Below are 16,522 nucleotides of genomic sequence, written 5' to 3'. Positions count from 1 at the left end.
CATAATAGTCGCATGGGCGTTCTTACTAAAATCCGTGAAGCCAAGACAGAACCAAAGGTCACTCTGCCGGTCGGGCAGATCCTTGATGGTGACTGTGTTGAGGCGATGCGGTCCTTGCCTGATGCGAGTGTCGATCTGGTTTTTGCTGACCCGCCGTATAACCTCCAATTGGGGGGTGATCTCAATCGTCCGGATGGCAGCCATGTCGATGCGGTCACCAATGATTGGGACAAGTTCGATAGCTTTGCTATCTATGATCAGTTCACGCGGGACTGGCTCACCGAAGCACGCCGGGTTCTGAAACCCGACGGCGCATTGTGGGTGATCGGCTCTTACCACAATATCTACCGCGTCGGTGCGATCCTGCAGGATCTCGGCTTCTGGCTGCTCAATGATATCGTGTGGCGTAAATCGAATCCTATGCCCAATTTTCGTGGCACACGTTTCACCAATGCCCATGAAACGCTGCTTTGGGCATCAATGGGTGAAAAAGCGCGCTATCACTTCAATTATACAGCGATGAAGACCCTTAATGATGAGCTGCAAATGCGCTCTGACTGGGTGATCCCGATTTGCAATGGCGGTGAACGCCTGAAGCGTGATGGCCACAAGGTTCATCCGACCCAGAAGCCAGAAGCGCTGCTCTATCGTGTGCTTCTTGCCACCACGGATAAGAACGACATCGTGCTCGATCCCTTCTTTGGCACCGGTACCACAGGGGCGGTGGCCAAGCGTCTGGGGCGCCAGTGGATCGGTTGTGAGCGTGACGGTTCCTATCGCGATGCTGCATGGGAACGGATCGAAAGCGCTTTGCCACTTGATGAAAGCGCGCTCGCAACAATGCAAAGTCGTAAAAGCGCGCCGCGCGTTGCCTTCGGATCGCTGGTCGAAGCGGGTATGATTGCGCCGGGTACGGAGCTGTTTGACAAGAAGCGGCAATATTCGGCCAAGGTGCGCGCAGACGGTTCGCTGGAAAGTGGCACGGAAAAGGGCTCTATCCACGGTGTTGGCAAGGTGTTGCAAGGTGCGCCAAGCTGTAATGGCTGGACCTTCTGGCATCTTGAGCATGAAGGCGCGACCAAGCCACTGGATGCCTTGCGTCAGACCTATCTCCTCTCCATTGAGGACTGATGCAGAGAGTCTACATCCGGCCTATCGGCTTTGCCGCAAGCCCACAGAGTGAAAATGGAAATGCCGTCCGTCTGGCGGGCGGCATGGCCTATGCGCATCGCTTTGCCGTCACTGTACGGGAAAATGGCGAGGTCGTTCGGCGTGATCTGGTGGCCGCCGATGACATGGCGCAAGCGCTGGGCAGGCTGCCGGATGCGCTGGGGGCTGAGGCGGAATTGCAGTGGTCCAATCTGCGCATGGCGCATCTTCCCATCACATGTGGGGATCGGATCGTGCGGCTGGACCAACCGCAGATCATGGGCATTTTGAATGTCACGCCGGATAGTTTTTCGGATGGCGGCAAATTCCTCGATAATGCGGATGAAGCCCATGGTCATGCTTCAGCCATGCTGGAAGCAGGAGCGGCCATCATCGACATTGGTGGTGAATCCACCCGCCCCGGTGCAGATCCTGTCTGGGAAGGGGAGGAGATCCGCCGCGTCGCCCCGGCAATTGAATTTTGTGCCCGTATAGGCGCTGCGATCAGCGTGGATACCCGCCGTCCGGCGGTGATGGAAGCGGCGGTGGAGGCCGGTGCGCACATCATCAACGATGTGTCGGCTTTGAACCACGACCCCCGCAGTCTTGAATATGCCGCCGCCAGTGGCAAGCCAGTGGTCCTGATGCATGCTCCAGGATCGGGCGAGAATCTTCATGCCAATGCAATTTACGCAGATGTGGTAAGCGATGTTTTCGAATGGCTTCGTGCCCGTCGAGATGCTGCTTTGGAAGCGGGCATTCCGGCAGAAAAGATTATTCTCGATCCCGGTCTTGGCTTTGGGAAAAGTCTGGCAGAGAATTTGGCGCTTATGAACGCGCTCGCACTGTTTCATGCGCTGGGCCATCCGCTTCTGCTGGGCGTTAGCCGCAAGCGAATGATTGGCGCCTTGTCGCGTGAAGCAGAGGCTGATCAGCGGCTTGCCGGATCACTGGCTCTGGCACAGGTGGGAATGAATGCCGGGGTGCAATTGCTGCGGGTGCATGACGTGGCAGAAACCATCCAGACCCGTGACGTGTGGCGGGGATTGCGCGATGCTGCGTTAACGGATTTTGCCGATCAGCCGTAATAATATGAATTGATAGGCGGTTTAATTCTCAAGCCGCATTATCAATCCCAAGATCGCTCAGCTTGCGATATAGCGTCGAACGGCCAATGCCGAGACGGCGCGCCACTTCCGTCATCCGCCCACGGTAATGGCCGATGGCCAGCCGAATCACATCCGCTTCGATTTCTTCAAGCGGACGCAAATGCCCGTCATCAGTATAGAGCATCACGCCCACGCCCTCTTGGCTGGGCTTGTGAGGGTCTTCTTCCTGCTCACCCAGCATTTCGCTGAGCTGCGGGAAATCCTGTGCAGTAAGCGCATCGCCATCACAAAACACTGCCGCGCGGAACAGTACAGCCTGAAGCTGGCGCACATTGCCTGGCCAATCGAAGGCTGCGAGCAAAAGCAAAGCGCTGTCTGTAATACCGAGAGGACGAAGCCCGGGCTGTTCACCGATCCGATGGAGGAAATGGCGCGCCAGTGCAGGGATATCGCCGGAACGTTCACGCAAAGGCGGCAAAGCAACCTTTGTAGAAGCAAGCAATTCATAGAGGTCTGAGCGGAAATGGCCAGAATTGACCAGTTCTTCCAGTGGCAAATTGCTGGCGGCGATAATGCGAACATCCACCCGGAAAGAGTGCTTCGCCCCAACGGGCCGAATTTGATTGCTGGACAGTGTTTTCGCCAGACGCTCCTGCATATCCGGCGTCAAACGGTCTATTTCGTCGAGCACAAGCGTGCCGCCGTCATTTTTTTCAAAAGCGCCGATCTGCCGTTCAAAAGCACCGGGAAAAGCGCCTTTCTCATGGCCGAAAAGGATCGACTCCAGCGAATTGCCGGGGGCACTGGTGATATTGATGAGGCGGAAAGGAAGCTTAGTGCGCGGGCTGGCAGCATGAATGGCGCGGGCGAGCATTTCCTTGCCTGTACCGCTTTCCCCTTCGATCAGAATGGAACCATGGCCACGTGCGGCCTTGGCGGCTTTGGCCAGTGCATCGCGGAATGTTGGGGCGGTGCCGATCATCGCATCGAATTCGAGCATCGCCGGCATTTTTTCAGTCAGCGGAGTGAGTTCATCGCGGCGTGTATTGGGAGTGGCGGCGCTACGAAGCGCTTGCACTAATCTGTCAGGAGATGCTGGTTTGACCAGATAATCGGTCGCTCCGGCGCGCATGGCCTCCACCGCCAGCAGTGGTGAAGTGCTGGTGGTGAGCATCAGAATGGGCAGAGCAGGCCGGCTCTTTTTCAATTCTGTGATTAGTTCGCAAGCATCGCTGCCCGCCGCGCCCTGATCGAGGATCACGGTGGAAATTTGCATCCCTTGACGGGTGTCGAGCGAGGAAAGGGCATCTTCCGCATTCTTCACGACCATCACCCGCCAACCCTCACGTCCCGCCAGAGCGGTGATAAGACGGCTCTGCGCAGGATCATTATCGATCAGCATCAGGAAACGGTGGTCGGTGTCGGCCATAAATTAAGCTATTCCAGTTTTCCTCATAAAAGCGACTTAAACTGCTCTGGTAAAGAGGGGATTAAGCTGAATCTTGAGGCTTGAGCGAATAGGCTTCCCCGGATACATGCTAGGTAAGAGGATTATCAAGGAATAAGATGATGTCTGCCAATGATATGAAAGCTGCCGAGAAGACCTACGAACAGTTTATCGGAACATTGAAATGGTCAGTTCCCTTGATTGCTATTCTGGTTGCCTTTGTCGTCATCGCCATCTCCTGATCCATCTGACGCGATAATCTGTGCAAAAGGTGGCTCTCAAGCAAAGACTATAGCTTTCAGCAGGGTGGACGACTACGCGCTTTTCCAGATAGATATCTCTTAAAGCTACCCGGCTGCCGTCACAGCTGTGTCATTTGAGATATGATAAGGGGCGTCGCATTGCAGAAACTTGGATTGATCGGAGGGATGAGCTGGGTCTCAACCCGTACATATTACACGCATATCAACCGGATCGTTCAGTCACGCAAAGGGCACAAGTTTAGTGCCCCGCTCCTGATCGAAAGCCTCGATTTCTCTTTGCTCTACGCTTCTGAAACGTCCCAGCAATGGGATAATGCTGCCCAATTGCTGATCGATTCCGCCAACCGGCTGGAACAGGCCGGAGCAGCGGCGCTGATCATCGGCGCAAACTCCATGCACCGCGTGTATGACCGTGTGCGCTCCGAAGTGACTATTCCTATCATCCACATCGCTGATTGTGTTGGTGAGCGTATGAAAGCCGATAAGGTGACGAATGCAGCACTGATCGGCACCAGCAATGTGATGACCGAAAGCTTCTTTCGTGAAAGACTGGTGTCTCACGGGATCGATCTGGCACCACCGACGCTTGAAAATCTTGGCCAGCTTGATCGGATCATCTATGATGAATTGATGGTTGGCAAAGTCACGCGGGATGCCGAGCGTCGGCTCAAAACCATGATTACTGTCAAAGAGCAGGAAGGTATTGAAGCCATTGTGCTGGCCTGCACAGAGCTTGAGCAGATTGTTGACGTTGATGCCAATGTTCTGCCGATTTATGACACTACCCGCATTCATGCTGAAGCGGCTGCCGAATGGATTTTGGGCACTGCATAGTTTGGTGTGCATCGCTTCACAATCATTGCCAAGGTGGCGTGCAGCTTATAGCGAGCATCCATGAGTTCAGCGCCCTACGCCGCCGACCCGTCCCGTTCACGCGGGCGGGAATTTTCCGAAAAACGCGGGGGCATGCGCGGGCCGCGTAGTGAATTCCAGCGCGATCGTGATCGGATCATCCATTCGATCGCATTTCGCCGTCTCGCTGGCAAAACGCAGGTCTTCATTGCCCCTGATGGTGATCATTATCGGGTACGCCTGACCCATAGTCTTGAAGTCGCACAAATTGGCCGGGTGATTGCCCGCACCCTGGGACTTGAGGAAGATCTGACCGAAGCCCTCTGCCTGGCACATGATATAGGCCATCCCCCTTTTGGCCATGCTGGTGAAGATGCACTCAATGAAGCGACTGCCCCACATGGCGGGTTTGACCATAATGCCCATTGTCTGCGAACGCTGATGCGGCTGGAGAACCCCTATTGCGATCATGTGGGGCTGAACCTGACATGGGAACTGCTGGAAGGCCTCGCCAAGCATAACGGCCCGGTTGCCAATCCCGGCTGGGCGCTGGCGGAGCTTAATGCAGAGTTCCCGCTGGAACTGAATGAATGGAGTTCACTGGAAGGGCAGGTCGCGGCGCTGGCGGATGATATCGCCTATGATAATCACGATATTGATGACGGCTTGCGAGCCGGGTTCCTGGAGTTGGATCAGCTTCTGACTCTGGACTTCGTGGCCGATCAGTGGCGCGATGTGGAAAGGCTTTTTCCCCATGCGGCGCGCGATACCCAATTGCGCGAATTGGTACGCGGCCAGATCGGCCTAATGGTCAATGATCTGATTGCTGAAACCCAGCGCAATCTGGCTGGTCTCAATACGCTGTCAGACATTCGCGGGGCAGGGCGGCAGCTTGCTTGCTTCTCACCTGAAATGGCATTGCAGGAACGCAGGCTCAAAGCGTTCATGTATGAAAATCTCTATTATCACCCGGAACAATTGGCGACGTCCAAGCGTGCGAAAGCGGTGATCGGGCGGCTTTATGCTGCCTATCATGCGGAGCCTGCGCTGATGCCGGGTGACTGGTCGAATAGTATTCCCGATAGCGAACCGGGGAAGAGCCGGCATATCCTTGATTTTATCGCCGGTATGACAGACCGTTATGCGATGGAGCAATATCGCAAGATATTTGGCGAAACGCCGGAAGGGCTTTCCAATGTCTGACCGGCCGCGGGTGTTGCTGGTCGGTGCAACGGGCCTGATCGGCATGCATGTTATCCGGTCGCTCGAGGGCCGACAGAAATGGGATCTTATTGCCCTCAGCCGTCGCGAAAGTTCCTTGCCCAAAGGCGTTCGGATGGAAATGCGTATTGCGCAAACCGGACAATGGCCACAATTGATTGATCGGATCATGCCGGACAGTGTGATCTGTGCGTTAGGAACCACTTGGGCAAAGGCGGGCAAGGATGAGGCGGCCTTCCGTGCGGTGGATCAGGGGTTGGTTCTGGCCGTGGCGGATGCTGCCAGAAAAACGCAGGCGCGCCAGTTTGTGCTGATTTCCTCCGTTGACGCCGATGCCGCGGCCAAGAGTTTTTACCTGCGGGTAAAAGGCGAGGTTGAGCAGGCACTGCACGGAAAGGGTTTTGCCCGGCTGGATATTATTCGCCCCGGTCTGTTGCGTGGTGAGCGCGGGGCAGAACGCAGGTTGATGGAGCGCTTAGGGATAGCTCTTAGCCCGCTGACAGATATGGTTCTGCACGGCGATGCACGTCGCTATCGGTCTATTTCTGGCGACATGGTAGCCCGTGCAGCCTTGCAACTGACCATGGAAAAAGCGGCTGGGCGCTTTGTCCATCAGCATGACGATATTATCCGTCATGCACGTCAGTTAGCTCAAAAAGAGTGTTGAAATGAAGCAGAATGCGCCAGCCGCCTTACGCAATCGGGGCCCAATTGCAGATGTGTTGGCGCAGGAATTGCCCGCCTTTGGAACCGTGCTCGAAGTAGCGAGCGGCACGGGGGAGCATGTCGTTTATTTCGCGCAACGCTTTCCTGATATTCACTGGCAGCCGAGCGACCCTGACGAGCAGGCCCGCGCCTCTATTGCGGCTTGGGCGAATGACGAGGGTCGGCAAAACATAGCAAACCCTATCGCGCTCAATGCGGCAGGCGATGTATGGCCGGAAATTAAGGTGGATGCGATCGTGTGCATTAACATGGTCCATATCAGCCCATGGGCCGCGAGCGAGGGCTTGATGGCTGCTGCCGGGCGATTGCTGGCAGAAGGTGCCCCGCTGATACTGTATGGCCCTTATCTTGAACCAGACGTCCCAACCGCACAATCAAACCTCGATTTCGATGCATCATTGAAGCTGCGTAATCCTGAATGGGGTATCCGCCCTATAGGTGCGATGGATCGTTTGGCGCAGGCTAATGGAATGGAACGGAAGAAACGTGTTGCCATGCCAGCCAACAACCTCATTCTGGTCTATCGCAAGAGGTCATGAAAAACCCGCCAGATGATGTCTCACCGGCGGGTTTGGTGTGAATGCCGGGTGATCTCGCTTAAGTAGCGTCATCAACCGTATTGGCGGCGGACTGGATGTCTTCACCAGCGCCGCGGACAGTGTTGCAGGCCGCAGTTGACAGGGCCATCAGGCCAACTGTTACGGCGAGAATAAATTTACGCGACATAGTCGAGGTCCTTCCTCTGCTTTTCTTCAGAGGATCAACTTCTCGCGCGAATTTAGGTTCCGGGGTCCGCCAGGCGTTTGCGTTTGCCTATTCGGCCGAGATAATGTTCCCGCCAGGCGATGACTATTCCCGCGACTATGATCAGGGGTGCGCCAATCCATGTGCTTGCAGACGGAAGTGTGTGCCAGATCAACCAGCCGTAGAGTGTGGCCCAGAACAGGGATGAATAATCCATCACAATGACACTGGCGACTTTACCAAAGCGCAAGGCTGAGGTGAGCAATATCTGTCCGATGGTTCCGGAAACGGCCATTCCCATCAGCAGCAACCATTCAAAAGGCGTATGCCGCGTAATGACGAAGGGCAGGGCGACTACGGTGATTGCCGTACTGAAGGCGGCAAACCAGAAGACGATGGTTAGCGGGCGCTCGGTCTTGTTGAGGTCGGCAATCTGAATGGAAACCACTGCCACCATGAATGCGCCGCCAAGGGCAACACAAGCTCCGAAAAGCGGGATGTGCCCGCCACCCGGTTGTGCGATCACCAACACACCAGTAAAGCCGAGGATCACTGCCGCCCACCGGTAAATGCCAACGCTTTCCTTCAACACCAATGTGGAGAGGATCACTGCCCAGATAGGAGCGGTGAAGCTCATTGTCGTGGCTTCAGCTAGCGGGAGCAGCATGACACCGCCAAAATTGAGCACCATGCCAAGCAGTCCGAAGCCTGCCCGTCTCGCATGGCTCCAGGGCCGTTTCGTGGCCAGGGCTGAAACTCCAGCGGTTGAAAGCAACCAACCCAAAATGATCGGCAAGGCGACAAACTGCCGCCAGAACAAAATCTCGATCAGGTTGATGTGATGTTCACCCGCTACCTTGATAAGTGCTGACATGGTCGCCAGTGCAGCTACGGCGCCGAGCCGTATGAGCAACGCCATGCCCGGCCGATTGCGGTTTTCCGAAGAGGTCATCAAGCCCTCCCTTAAGCGGATAGAGTGGGCAATCAAGCACCGATCTGGCAATCTTGGTCGCCGGGCGCTTGCTGTAGAACCGCAATGGCACCATATCGCTGCTCATGTTCTCCGAGCCGCAATTTCTGATGTTTGCCAGCGATGCCGTATGGCTCGCTATATGGGGTAGTGTGTGCCTGTTTCTGGCGCTGCTGGCTATGCTGGCAGAGCATCGGCGCAACAAGCGCAAGTCCATTGATGCGGTGGGCTGGGTGCCGTGGACGACCGTTTTTGTTTTGCTGGCATTTCTCGGCGCTGGGCTTTTGACACTATCTGCCAAAGCCCTGTTTGGTCACTGAGTTAGAGGCATGCCTCCAGATAGGCCTGATCAAAACCGAACTGCCGGGCTTTTTCCAGCGTATAAGGACGCAAGCCGGATGACCGGTATTCACCGATGATCTTGCCGTCTTCATCTTCATCGAGATATTCGAATTTGAACAATTCCTGCGTCACGATCACCTCGCCTTCCATCCCGATCACTTCCGTGATGTTGGTTGTGCGGCGGGAACCATCACGCAGGCGCTTCACCTGAACGATCAGATCGACACTTTCGGCAATCTGGCGGCTGATGGCTTCTTTTGGGATCTTGATGTCCCCCATCAGAATCATGTTTTCCATCCGGCCAAGGCATTCACGCGGAGAGTTGGCGTGCAATGTGCACATGGAGCCATCGTGCCCGGTGTTCATCGCAGCAAGCAGGTCAAAACACTCCGCCCCGCGAATTTCGCCAAGGATGATCCGGTCTGGCCGCATACGCAGTGCGTTTTTCACCAGATCACCAATGGTAATTGCGCCTTGCCCTTCAAGGTTCGGCGGGCGGGTTTCCAGCGGCAGCCAATGGGGTTGTTGCAGGCGCAATTCTGCCGCATCTTCAATCGTCAACACACGCTCGCCCGGATCAATCATCTTGGACAGAGCATTGAGCATGGTGGTTTTGCCTGAGCCTGTACCACCTGAAATCACCACATTCATCCGACACGCTCCAGCGATTTTGAGCGCGGTGCACATCGCTTCATTCATCGAGCCGAAGCCCTGAAGCATATCAAGCGTGATGGGTTTTTCGGAAAATTTACGGATTGAGATCGCCGTGCCGCGCAAACTTAGCGGTGGCACGATTACGTTCACACGGCTGCCGTCTTTCAGACGGGCGTCGGCCAGTGGTGTGGTCTGATCAACCCGTCGGCCTACTTGATTGACGATTCGCTGGGCAATCTGAAACAGATGTTGTTCATCCCGAAAGCGGATCGGGGCAAGCTGCAATTTACCCTTGCGTTCGACATAGGTCTGGTCCGGGCCATTGACCATGATATCGGTGATATTGGGGTCCTGAAGCAATTCTTCCAACGGGCCAAAGCCCAGCAATTCATCGATCAGCACCTTTTCCAGCGCGAATTGTTCACGTCGGTTGAGCGTCACTTTTAATTCAGTGAGCACTTCCATGATGATTGGGCGGAATTCTTCTGACAGCTCATCTTTGGACAGAGTGGATGCGGCTTCAGGATCAACCCGCTCTAACAGGCGTGGGAGAACCTGTTCCTTGATTTTATGGACGCTGGCTTCAAAGCCGCCAACTTCAGCGACGCTATCGTTAACGGAGTTCGCTCGTTCCGCCAGGCGTGAGAGCGCATCATCAACTGCTGGCGCGCGCTCCACCGATTTCGCCCCTGCACCCGGGCCGCCCGGAGTGAGCGGATCACCATCGGATTGTTTGGAAGTAGGTGCCGGGCCTTTCATCGGCCGGGCTACACCGAAATTCGGTCGCGCAGCAGGCTGGAGATTGCCTGTACCGTTCTTGCGTCCGAAGTTGCTCATTCGTTCATTCCTGGTCATTCGGGAAGCACAGCCATCACGGGCCGGGCTTTTACTTTTCAACGTAATCTATGCGCTCAACGATTAACCCAGCATAAAGCCCCAAACTTTGAAACTTCCCTAATGAAGCTCGAGGTTTACGTGCACTAAGGCTCTGGATAATTATCCGCGAAGTTGCAGCGAGCGAATAGATGAGTTCTGGCTCAGGAGTGTTTATGCCAGCTATAGGGCGGGTAGTAGCGACCTGAGCTGCCCAGATCACTTAAGGCCTTGCTGATGAGCGAGGCACATGCCTAATCGGTGCAAAACAATCTGGGAGCTTGGATATCTCGATACATCATACTGAACGGGCCGGGTTGCTATTTGTGCTGGCCGGGTTTTCGCTCCTCGCAGTGGGTGATGCCATCATCAAGGGTATGGCGCATATGTGGCCCCCAACGGCGATGGCGGCGACGCGCTATATTCTGGCAGCAATCGTCCTTTCTGCGGTGTTGATCTATAGGGAAGGCTGGGGCGCATTGCTCCATATGCCAAAGGCACGGATGCAGTGGGTCCGGGGTGCAGCGGTGGCGCTTTCCAGTATCGCTATCTTTGCGGCTGTCTGGCTGATGCCTTTAGGCGAAGCGATCACGATCACCTTTACCCAGCCTATGCTGACGGCGCTTCTGGCGGCGTTGTTTCTGGGCGAGAAGCTGCGCCTGCCGGCGATCATCGCCACGATCGTGGCTTTTGCAGGCGTGGTGGTGGTGATCCGCCCAAATTTCATGGTGCTGGGGCCTGCGGCTCTGTTGCCATTGGCTGCGGCGTTGGGAATGGCCGTCTTGATCATCAGTAACCGCGCCACATCAGGCGTGGCGAGTGTTCTTGCAATGCAGGTTTATCTTTCAGTCACGGCGTCGGTGGTGCTGACACTGGCCACCATTGCAGGGCATTTCAGCGGTGTGGAGGCGCTCCACATGCATTGGCCGGCCTGGCATGTCTTTGCACGCTGTGCCTTTATCGCCTGTAGTGCCACGCTGGCGCATTGGTGTATCTATATGGGAACGACCAAGGCCGGTGCTGCGGCTGTCGCTCCCATGACCTATGGTCAGCTTTTGACGGCCGTTGCCTTGGGGTGGATTTTCTTTGGCGATGTGCCTGATGGCATGAGCCTGCTTGGTGCGGGCATGATTGTCGGTGCCGGACTTTACCTGTGGTGGGAACGTCGACCACGCAAGTCACTGTCCGTTTGAACCCATTCATGGTGGTAGAAGATGAAGTACAAGGCTGCTGGTTATGCGGCAGGCTATTGGGGAAGCGGGTGCATTGGCATCACACTATCCCCAAGGCCAAGCGGGGGCGGGAGACGGTTCCAGTCCACCCTATTTGCCACCGAACCATTCATGCGCATTTTACAAATGCAGAGTTGGCCCGAACCCAGGGGGCACGCGATGCTCTGTTGGAAAATGCACAAATTGCGCGCTTCATTCGCTGGGTTGCGGGCAAGCCACCTGATTTTCATGCACCTACGCGCACCAAATAGGCCTTCAAAGGTGTGAGTTGCAAAACATGCAACACCTCTTGCAGTTAAGTCGTTTGTGCGAATCCTGCAACTCACCCATACGGAACAGGCCTTTCAGGCATCCTCTCCCAAACTTATTCAGCCCGGTCTTTTGGCCGGGCTATTTTTTTGTCTGTTCGAGAGCGGGCAGTCTCATCGCTCTGGCCCAAAGAAAAAGGGCCACCCGAAGGCAGCCCTTTCTTAAATCATGCTGGGATCAGACGATCAGTCTTCGACATGTTCGGCAAGAACCGTCAGGCCCTTGTCGCCCACTTCAGCAAAACCACCACGCACCTGGATATTCTCCGGCTGGCTACTGGCAGTCTTGAAGACCTGAATCATACCATCAGCAATGGTCGACATGAAAGGCGCATGGCCTTCCAGCACCCCGAATTCGCCTTCCGTACCGGGGACGACCACCATGTGGACTTCCTCGGAGCGGACCAGTTTGGCCGGGGTGACGAGTTCGAAGTGAAGAGCCATGATGCTTAGGCTTCCTCAGCCATCTTCTTGGCCTTGGCGACCGCTTCATCGATCCCGCCAACCATGTAGAAGGCGCTTTCTGGAAGGTGATCATACTCACCTTCAACTACAGCCTTGAAGCTCTTGATCGTGTCTTCGAGCTGAACGAACTTGCCCGAGATACCGGTGAAGACTTCAGCCACGTGGAACGGCTGTGACAGGAAGCGCTGGATCTTACGAGCGCGCTGCACGGTCAGCTTATCTTCTTCTGACAATTCATCCATGCCGAGAATGGCGATGATGTCCTGCAAAGACTTGTACTTCTGAAGCGTTTCCTGAACCTTACGAGCCGTTTCGTAGTGATCGGTACCAACAACGCGCGGTTCGAGAACGCGGCTGGTGGAATCGAGCGGGTCAACGGCTGGATAGATGCCCAGTTCGGAGATCGCACGGTTAAGCACGGTCGTTGCGTCCAAGTGGGCGAAGGAGGTGGCAGGAGCCGGATCGGTAAGGTCATCGGCAGGCACGTAAATAGCCTGAACCGAAGTGATCGAACCCTTGCTGGTGGACGTAATACGTTCCTGCAGCTGACCCATGTCAGTGGCGAGCGTTGGCTGATAACCCACGGCCGAAGGAATACGGCCGAGCAGTGCGGACACTTCCGAACCAGCCTGCGTGAAGCGGAAGATGTTGTCCACGAAGAACAGCACGTCCTGGCCTTCTTCATCGCGGAAATATTCCGCCATGGTGAGGCCGGAGAGAGCCACGCGCGAACGGGCACCCGGAGGTTCGTTCATCTGGCCATAAACCAGCGCAACCTTGGAGCCTTCCGAGATGGCATTGCCATCTTCGTCCTTGGCGATAACGCCAGCGTCGAGGAATTCGTGGTAAAGGTCGTTCCCTTCACGGGTACGTTCACCAACACCTGCGAAAACAGACACACCACCGTGGCCCTTTGCGATGTTGTTGATCAGTTCCTGAATAAGAACCGTCTTGCCCACACCAGCACCGCCGAACAGGCCGATCTTACCACCACGAGCGTAAGGTGCGAGAAGGTCGATGACCTTGATGCCCGTTACGAGAATGGCAGCTTCGGTGGACTGTTCGATGAAGGGAGGTGCTTCAGCGTGGATCGGAGCGGTCTTTTCAGCGCCGACAGGGCCACGTTCGTCAATCGGTTCACCGACGACATTCATGATGCGGCCGAGTGTCTTCGGGCCGACCGGAACAGAGATCTGTTCTCCGGTGCTGGTGACCTTCTGGCCACGGGTGAGGCCGTCTGTGCCGTCCATAGCGATGCAACGCACGGTGTTTTCACCGAGATGCTGTGCCACTTCAAGAACAAGGCGCTTGCCATTATTGTCGGTTTCGAGAGCCGACAGGATGGACGGCAGTTCGCCTTCGAAAATCACGTCAACAACAGCGCCGATGACCTGGCTGATCGTGCCGTTGGGATTCTGGTTTAACACGGGGGCGGTAGCCATGGATTCTTCCTTAGGTTGATGCCTTAGAGCGCTTCGGCGCCCGCAATAATTTCGATCAATTCAGTGGTAATCGCGGCCTGGCGGCTGCGGTTATACTGAATGGTGAGCTTGCTGATAAGATCGCCGGCGTTGCGTGTGGCACTGTCCATGGCGTTCATGGATGCGCCTTGCTCGGAAGCGGCGACTTCCAGCAATCCACCGAAAAGCTGTGTCCGGATATAACGCGGCAGCAATTCTTCGAGGATTGCTTCTTCACCCGGTTCATATTCAACCACACCATCAGCCGCAGTGGCCTGCGCTTCAGGGGCGGGGACGGGAACCAGTTGCTGAACGGTTGGGATCTGGACCAGCGCAGATTTGAAATGCGGGTAGATCAGATGCGCAACGTCATATTTGCCAGCTTCATACATGCTGAGCAGCTCATTCGCGATGGCCTCCGCCTCTTCAAAGCCGGGGGTGCGAACGGTAGACGTATCGAAATGCGTGCCGATCTGATCCGAGAACTGGCGCTTCAGCGGCGCACGGCCCTTTTTGCCGACCAGATAAAATTCGACGCTTTTGCCTTCTTCCATCAGGGCGCGGGCCTTGGCTGCAGCTGCGCGCACAATAGTCGCGTTCAGGCCACCGCACAGACCCTTGTCCGTATTGACGACGACAAGAAGGTGGCGCTTGGTAGAGCCGGTTCCGGCGAGCAGTTTTGGCGCGCCATCCTTGCCCCCAACCTTGCTTGCCAGGCTGCCCATTACATTTGTCAGGCGTTCCGCATAAGGGCGGGCAGCTTCGGCAGCAGCCTGCGCCTTACGCAGCTTCGCCGCGGCAACCATCTGTTTGGCCTTGGTGATCTTCTGGGTCGATTTGACCGAGTTGATACGACCTTTGAGTTCCTTGAGACTGGCCATAGTCAGTCCTTAAGCTCCGTTACTTCGACCAGCTTGGGTTCTTCCCGCAACCAATTTTCATAGTGGGTGAAAACAGCGCGAGTATAGTCCTGAGCGTGGTGATAGTCGAAAGCTGCGCGATCCGCCCAACGTTCGAAAATGTAGATGTTCGGGGACCCGTCCGCAGCGCGGCAAGGCTCGAATTGCTCACATCCCGTCTCTGCCCGCGTCAACGGCACAATTCCCGCAACCGCAGCCTGGGCATCATCAAGATGCTCAGGCTTTACGGGGATTGTTGCAAAGACGGTGTAGCTCATCAGGCGAACTGCTTGGCGAAGGCGTCGAGGGCCGCAACAGTGCGATCCTTCACATCACCTTCGAATTTCTGGCTTGAACGGATATCTCCGAGCACGTCAGCATGTTGCGAACGCATGAAGCTGAGCATTTCCGCTTCATATTCGGTCACCTGATCGACTGCGATGGCATCGAGATAGCCATTGGTGCCAGCGAAGATCGACACGGTCTGCTCTTCAAACGGCAGCGGTGAGAACTGTGCCTGCTTGAGGAGTTCGGTCAGACGAGCACCGCGATTGAGCAGCTTCTGCGTAGCCGGGTCGAGATCCGAACCGAACTGGGCGAAGGCAGCCATTTCACGATATTGGGCGAGTTCGAGCTTGATCGAACCAGCGACCTTTTTCATCGCCTTGGTCTGAGCCGAACCACCCACACGCGAAACCGACAGACCGACGTTAATCGCCGGACGAATGCCCTGATAGAACAGGTCCGTTTCGAGGAAGATCTGACCATCGGTGATCGAAATCACGTTGGTTGGAATGTAAGCAGACACGTCGCCAGCCTGCGTTTCGATGATCGGCAGAGCAGTCATCGAACCCGAGCCATTGGCTTCGTTCAGCTTGGCAGCGCGTTCGAGCAGACGGCTGTGCAGGTAGAAAACGTCACCCGGATAGGCTTCACGGCCTGGAGGACGACGCAGCAGCAGCGACATCTGGCGATAGGCATTCGCCTGCTTGGAAAGATCGTCATAAACGATCAGTGAGTGCATACCGTTGTCACGGAAGAATTCACCCATCGCGCAACCGGTATAGGGTGCGAGATACTGAAGCGGAGCGGGTTCCGAAGCGGTTGCCGCCACAACGATGGAATATTCCATCGCACCATTTTCTTCGAGCTGACGAACGATCTGCGCCACGGTGGAGCGCTTCTGGCCGACAGCAACATAGATGCAGTACAGCTTCTTGTTTTCATCATCGCCCGCATTCGGGCCCTTCTGGTTGATGAAAGTATCGATGGCGACAGCGGTCTTACCGGTCTGACGGTCACCAATGATCAATTCGCGCTGGCCACGGCCAACAGGAACCAGAGCGTCAATGGCCTTGATGCCGGTCTGCACAGGTTCGTGAACCGATTTACGCGGGATGATGCCTGGCGCTTTGCTTTCGACGCGCGCACGCTGATCGGAAACGATCGGGCCTTTGCCGTCAATTGGGTTGCCAAGAGCGTCAACCACGCGGCCGAGCAGGCCCTTGCCAACGGGAACGTCCACGATGGTGCCGGTCCGCTTGACGCTGTCGCCTTCCTTGATGTCGGAGTCCGAACCAAAGATCACGACACCGACATTGTCAGCTTCGAGGTTGAGGGCCATGCCCTGAATGCCATTGGCGAATTCGACCATTTCACCAGCCTGAACTTTGTCGAGGCCGTGGATGCGGGCGATGCCATCACCAACGGAAAGCACGGTGCCGACTTCGCTGACTTGCGCGTCGGTGCCGAAATTGGCGATCTGGTCCTTAATGACCTTGGAGATTTCTGCGGCGCGAATTTCCATT

Annotated in this window: 18 protein-coding genes; 9 read left to right on the top strand and 9 right to left on the bottom strand. The window is 55.8% G+C overall.

The genetic code is table 11. The features are described from left to right. The first annotated feature begins 12 nt into the window (after window positions 1–12). Both GRI39_RS07425 and folP read left to right on the top strand, forming a co-directional pair. Window positions 13–1,131 carry a site-specific DNA-methyltransferase gene (locus GRI39_RS07425; protein WP_160739045.1) on the top strand — a complete coding sequence of 373 codons (1,119 nt, stop codon included), beginning with the start codon at window positions 13–15 and terminating at the stop codon, window positions 1,129–1,131. Then, complete coding sequence (gene folP, locus GRI39_RS07420; protein ID WP_160739264.1) at window positions 1,128–2,237, top strand: dihydropteroate synthase; 1,110 nt, start codon at window positions 1,128–1,130, stop codon at window positions 2,235–2,237. Before GRI39_RS07425 ends, folP begins: the two co-directional genes overlap by 4 nt. Window positions 2,238–2,265: 28 nt before the next feature. Here the strand turns inward: folP and GRI39_RS07415 are convergent, their stop codons facing one another. Continuing rightward, the gene (locus tag GRI39_RS07415; RefSeq protein ID WP_160739044.1) at window positions 2,266–3,687 is read right to left on the bottom strand and encodes a sigma-54-dependent transcriptional regulator; all 1,422 of its coding nucleotides are present in this window, start codon (window positions 3,685–3,687) and stop codon (window positions 2,266–2,268) included. A 137-nt stretch (window positions 3,688–3,824) separates the two neighbouring features. Here GRI39_RS07415 and GRI39_RS07410 point away from each other — a divergent pair, with 137 nt between their 5' ends. The 5 genes from GRI39_RS07410 (at window position 3,825) to GRI39_RS07390 (ending at window position 7,306) form a co-directional block, all read left to right on the top strand. Next, window positions 3,825–3,947, top strand: a complete 123-nt coding sequence (locus GRI39_RS07410) for an aa3-type cytochrome c oxidase subunit IV (RefSeq protein ID WP_246204953.1) — start codon at window positions 3,825–3,827, stop codon at window positions 3,945–3,947. 159 nt (window positions 3,948–4,106) lie between these two features. Then, complete coding sequence (locus GRI39_RS07405) at window positions 4,107–4,802, top strand: aspartate/glutamate racemase family protein (protein WP_160739042.1); 696 nt, start codon at window positions 4,107–4,109, stop codon at window positions 4,800–4,802. Window positions 4,803–4,862: 60 nt separating this feature from the next. Next, entirely contained in the window at window positions 4,863–6,023 is a 1,161-nt protein-coding gene (locus tag GRI39_RS07400) for a deoxyguanosinetriphosphate triphosphohydrolase (RefSeq protein WP_160739041.1), read from the top strand. Beyond that, complete coding sequence (locus GRI39_RS07395) at window positions 6,016–6,708, top strand: NAD-dependent epimerase/dehydratase family protein (protein WP_160739040.1); 693 nt, start codon at window positions 6,016–6,018, stop codon at window positions 6,706–6,708. The genes GRI39_RS07400 and GRI39_RS07395 overlap by 8 nt, the downstream gene beginning before the upstream one ends. 1 nt (window position 6,709) lies before the next feature. Then, a complete protein-coding gene (locus GRI39_RS07390) occupies window positions 6,710–7,306 on the top strand; it encodes a DUF938 domain-containing protein (RefSeq protein WP_160739039.1) in 597 nt (198 codons plus the stop codon). A gap of 58 nt (window positions 7,307–7,364) precedes the next feature. Here GRI39_RS07390 and GRI39_RS14710 read toward each other — a convergent pair whose 3' ends face one another. Both GRI39_RS14710 and GRI39_RS07385 read right to left on the bottom strand, forming a co-directional pair. After that, on the bottom strand, window positions 7,365–7,493 hold the full coding sequence (locus tag GRI39_RS14710; protein WP_281351830.1) for a hypothetical protein: 129 nt from the start codon (window positions 7,491–7,493) through the stop codon (window positions 7,365–7,367). Window positions 7,494–7,545: 52 nt separating this feature from the next. Further along, on the bottom strand, window positions 7,546–8,463 hold the full coding sequence (locus GRI39_RS07385; RefSeq protein WP_160739038.1) for a DMT family transporter: 918 nt from the start codon (window positions 8,461–8,463) through the stop codon (window positions 7,546–7,548). A 104-nt stretch (window positions 8,464–8,567) separates the two neighbouring features. On the opposite strand from GRI39_RS07385, the gene GRI39_RS07380 reads away from it, so the two are divergent. Continuing rightward, window positions 8,568–8,801, top strand: coding sequence for a hypothetical protein (locus GRI39_RS07380; protein WP_246204952.1), 234 nt, complete (start codon window positions 8,568–8,570; stop codon window positions 8,799–8,801). Between the two features lies 1 nt (window position 8,802). Here the strand turns inward: GRI39_RS07380 and GRI39_RS07375 are convergent, their stop codons facing one another. Beyond that, window positions 8,803–10,314 (bottom strand): TadA family conjugal transfer-associated ATPase, encoded by a 1,512-nt coding sequence (locus GRI39_RS07375; protein WP_160739037.1) that lies wholly within the window; start codon window positions 10,312–10,314, stop codon window positions 8,803–8,805. Window positions 10,315–10,631: 317 nt separating this feature from the next. On the opposite strand from GRI39_RS07375, the gene GRI39_RS07370 reads away from it, so the two are divergent. Then, window positions 10,632–11,543 carry a DMT family transporter gene (locus tag GRI39_RS07370; RefSeq protein WP_211371482.1) on the top strand — a complete coding sequence of 304 codons (912 nt, stop codon included), beginning with the start codon at window positions 10,632–10,634 and terminating at the stop codon, window positions 11,541–11,543. Between the two features lie 533 nt (window positions 11,544–12,076). Here the strand turns inward: GRI39_RS07370 and GRI39_RS07365 are convergent. From GRI39_RS07365 to atpA, 5 genes are read right to left on the bottom strand one after another with little or no spacing between them, the layout of a single operon-like run. Then, a complete protein-coding gene (locus GRI39_RS07365) occupies window positions 12,077–12,334 on the bottom strand; it encodes an ATP synthase F1 subunit epsilon (protein WP_160739036.1) in 258 nt (85 codons plus the stop codon). Between the two features lie 5 nt (window positions 12,335–12,339). Then, complete coding sequence (atpD, locus tag GRI39_RS07360; protein WP_160739035.1) at window positions 12,340–13,797, bottom strand: F0F1 ATP synthase subunit beta; 1,458 nt, start codon at window positions 13,795–13,797, stop codon at window positions 12,340–12,342. A gap of 23 nt (window positions 13,798–13,820) precedes the next feature. Then, window positions 13,821–14,696 (bottom strand): F0F1 ATP synthase subunit gamma, encoded by an 876-nt coding sequence (locus GRI39_RS07355; RefSeq protein ID WP_160739034.1) that lies wholly within the window; start codon window positions 14,694–14,696, stop codon window positions 13,821–13,823. A 2-nt stretch (window positions 14,697–14,698) separates the two neighbouring features. Further along, window positions 14,699–14,992: a putative quinol monooxygenase gene (locus GRI39_RS07350; protein ID WP_160739033.1), complete on the bottom strand. Its 294-nt coding sequence runs from the start codon at window positions 14,990–14,992 to the stop codon at window positions 14,699–14,701. Further along, window positions 14,992–16,521: a F0F1 ATP synthase subunit alpha gene (atpA, locus tag GRI39_RS07345; protein ID WP_160739032.1), complete on the bottom strand. Its 1,530-nt coding sequence runs from the start codon at window positions 16,519–16,521 to the stop codon at window positions 14,992–14,994. The genes GRI39_RS07350 and atpA overlap by 1 nt, the downstream gene beginning before the upstream one ends. Between the last annotated feature and the right edge of the window lies 1 nt (window position 16,522).

The sequence above is a fragment of the Altericroceibacterium indicum genome, assembly GCF_009828105.1.
Lineage (GTDB): Bacteria > Pseudomonadota > Alphaproteobacteria > Sphingomonadales > Sphingomonadaceae > Altericroceibacterium > Altericroceibacterium indicum.
Note: the sequence above shows the minus strand (reverse complement) of the source record. Positions and strands in the feature narration are given on the sequence as shown.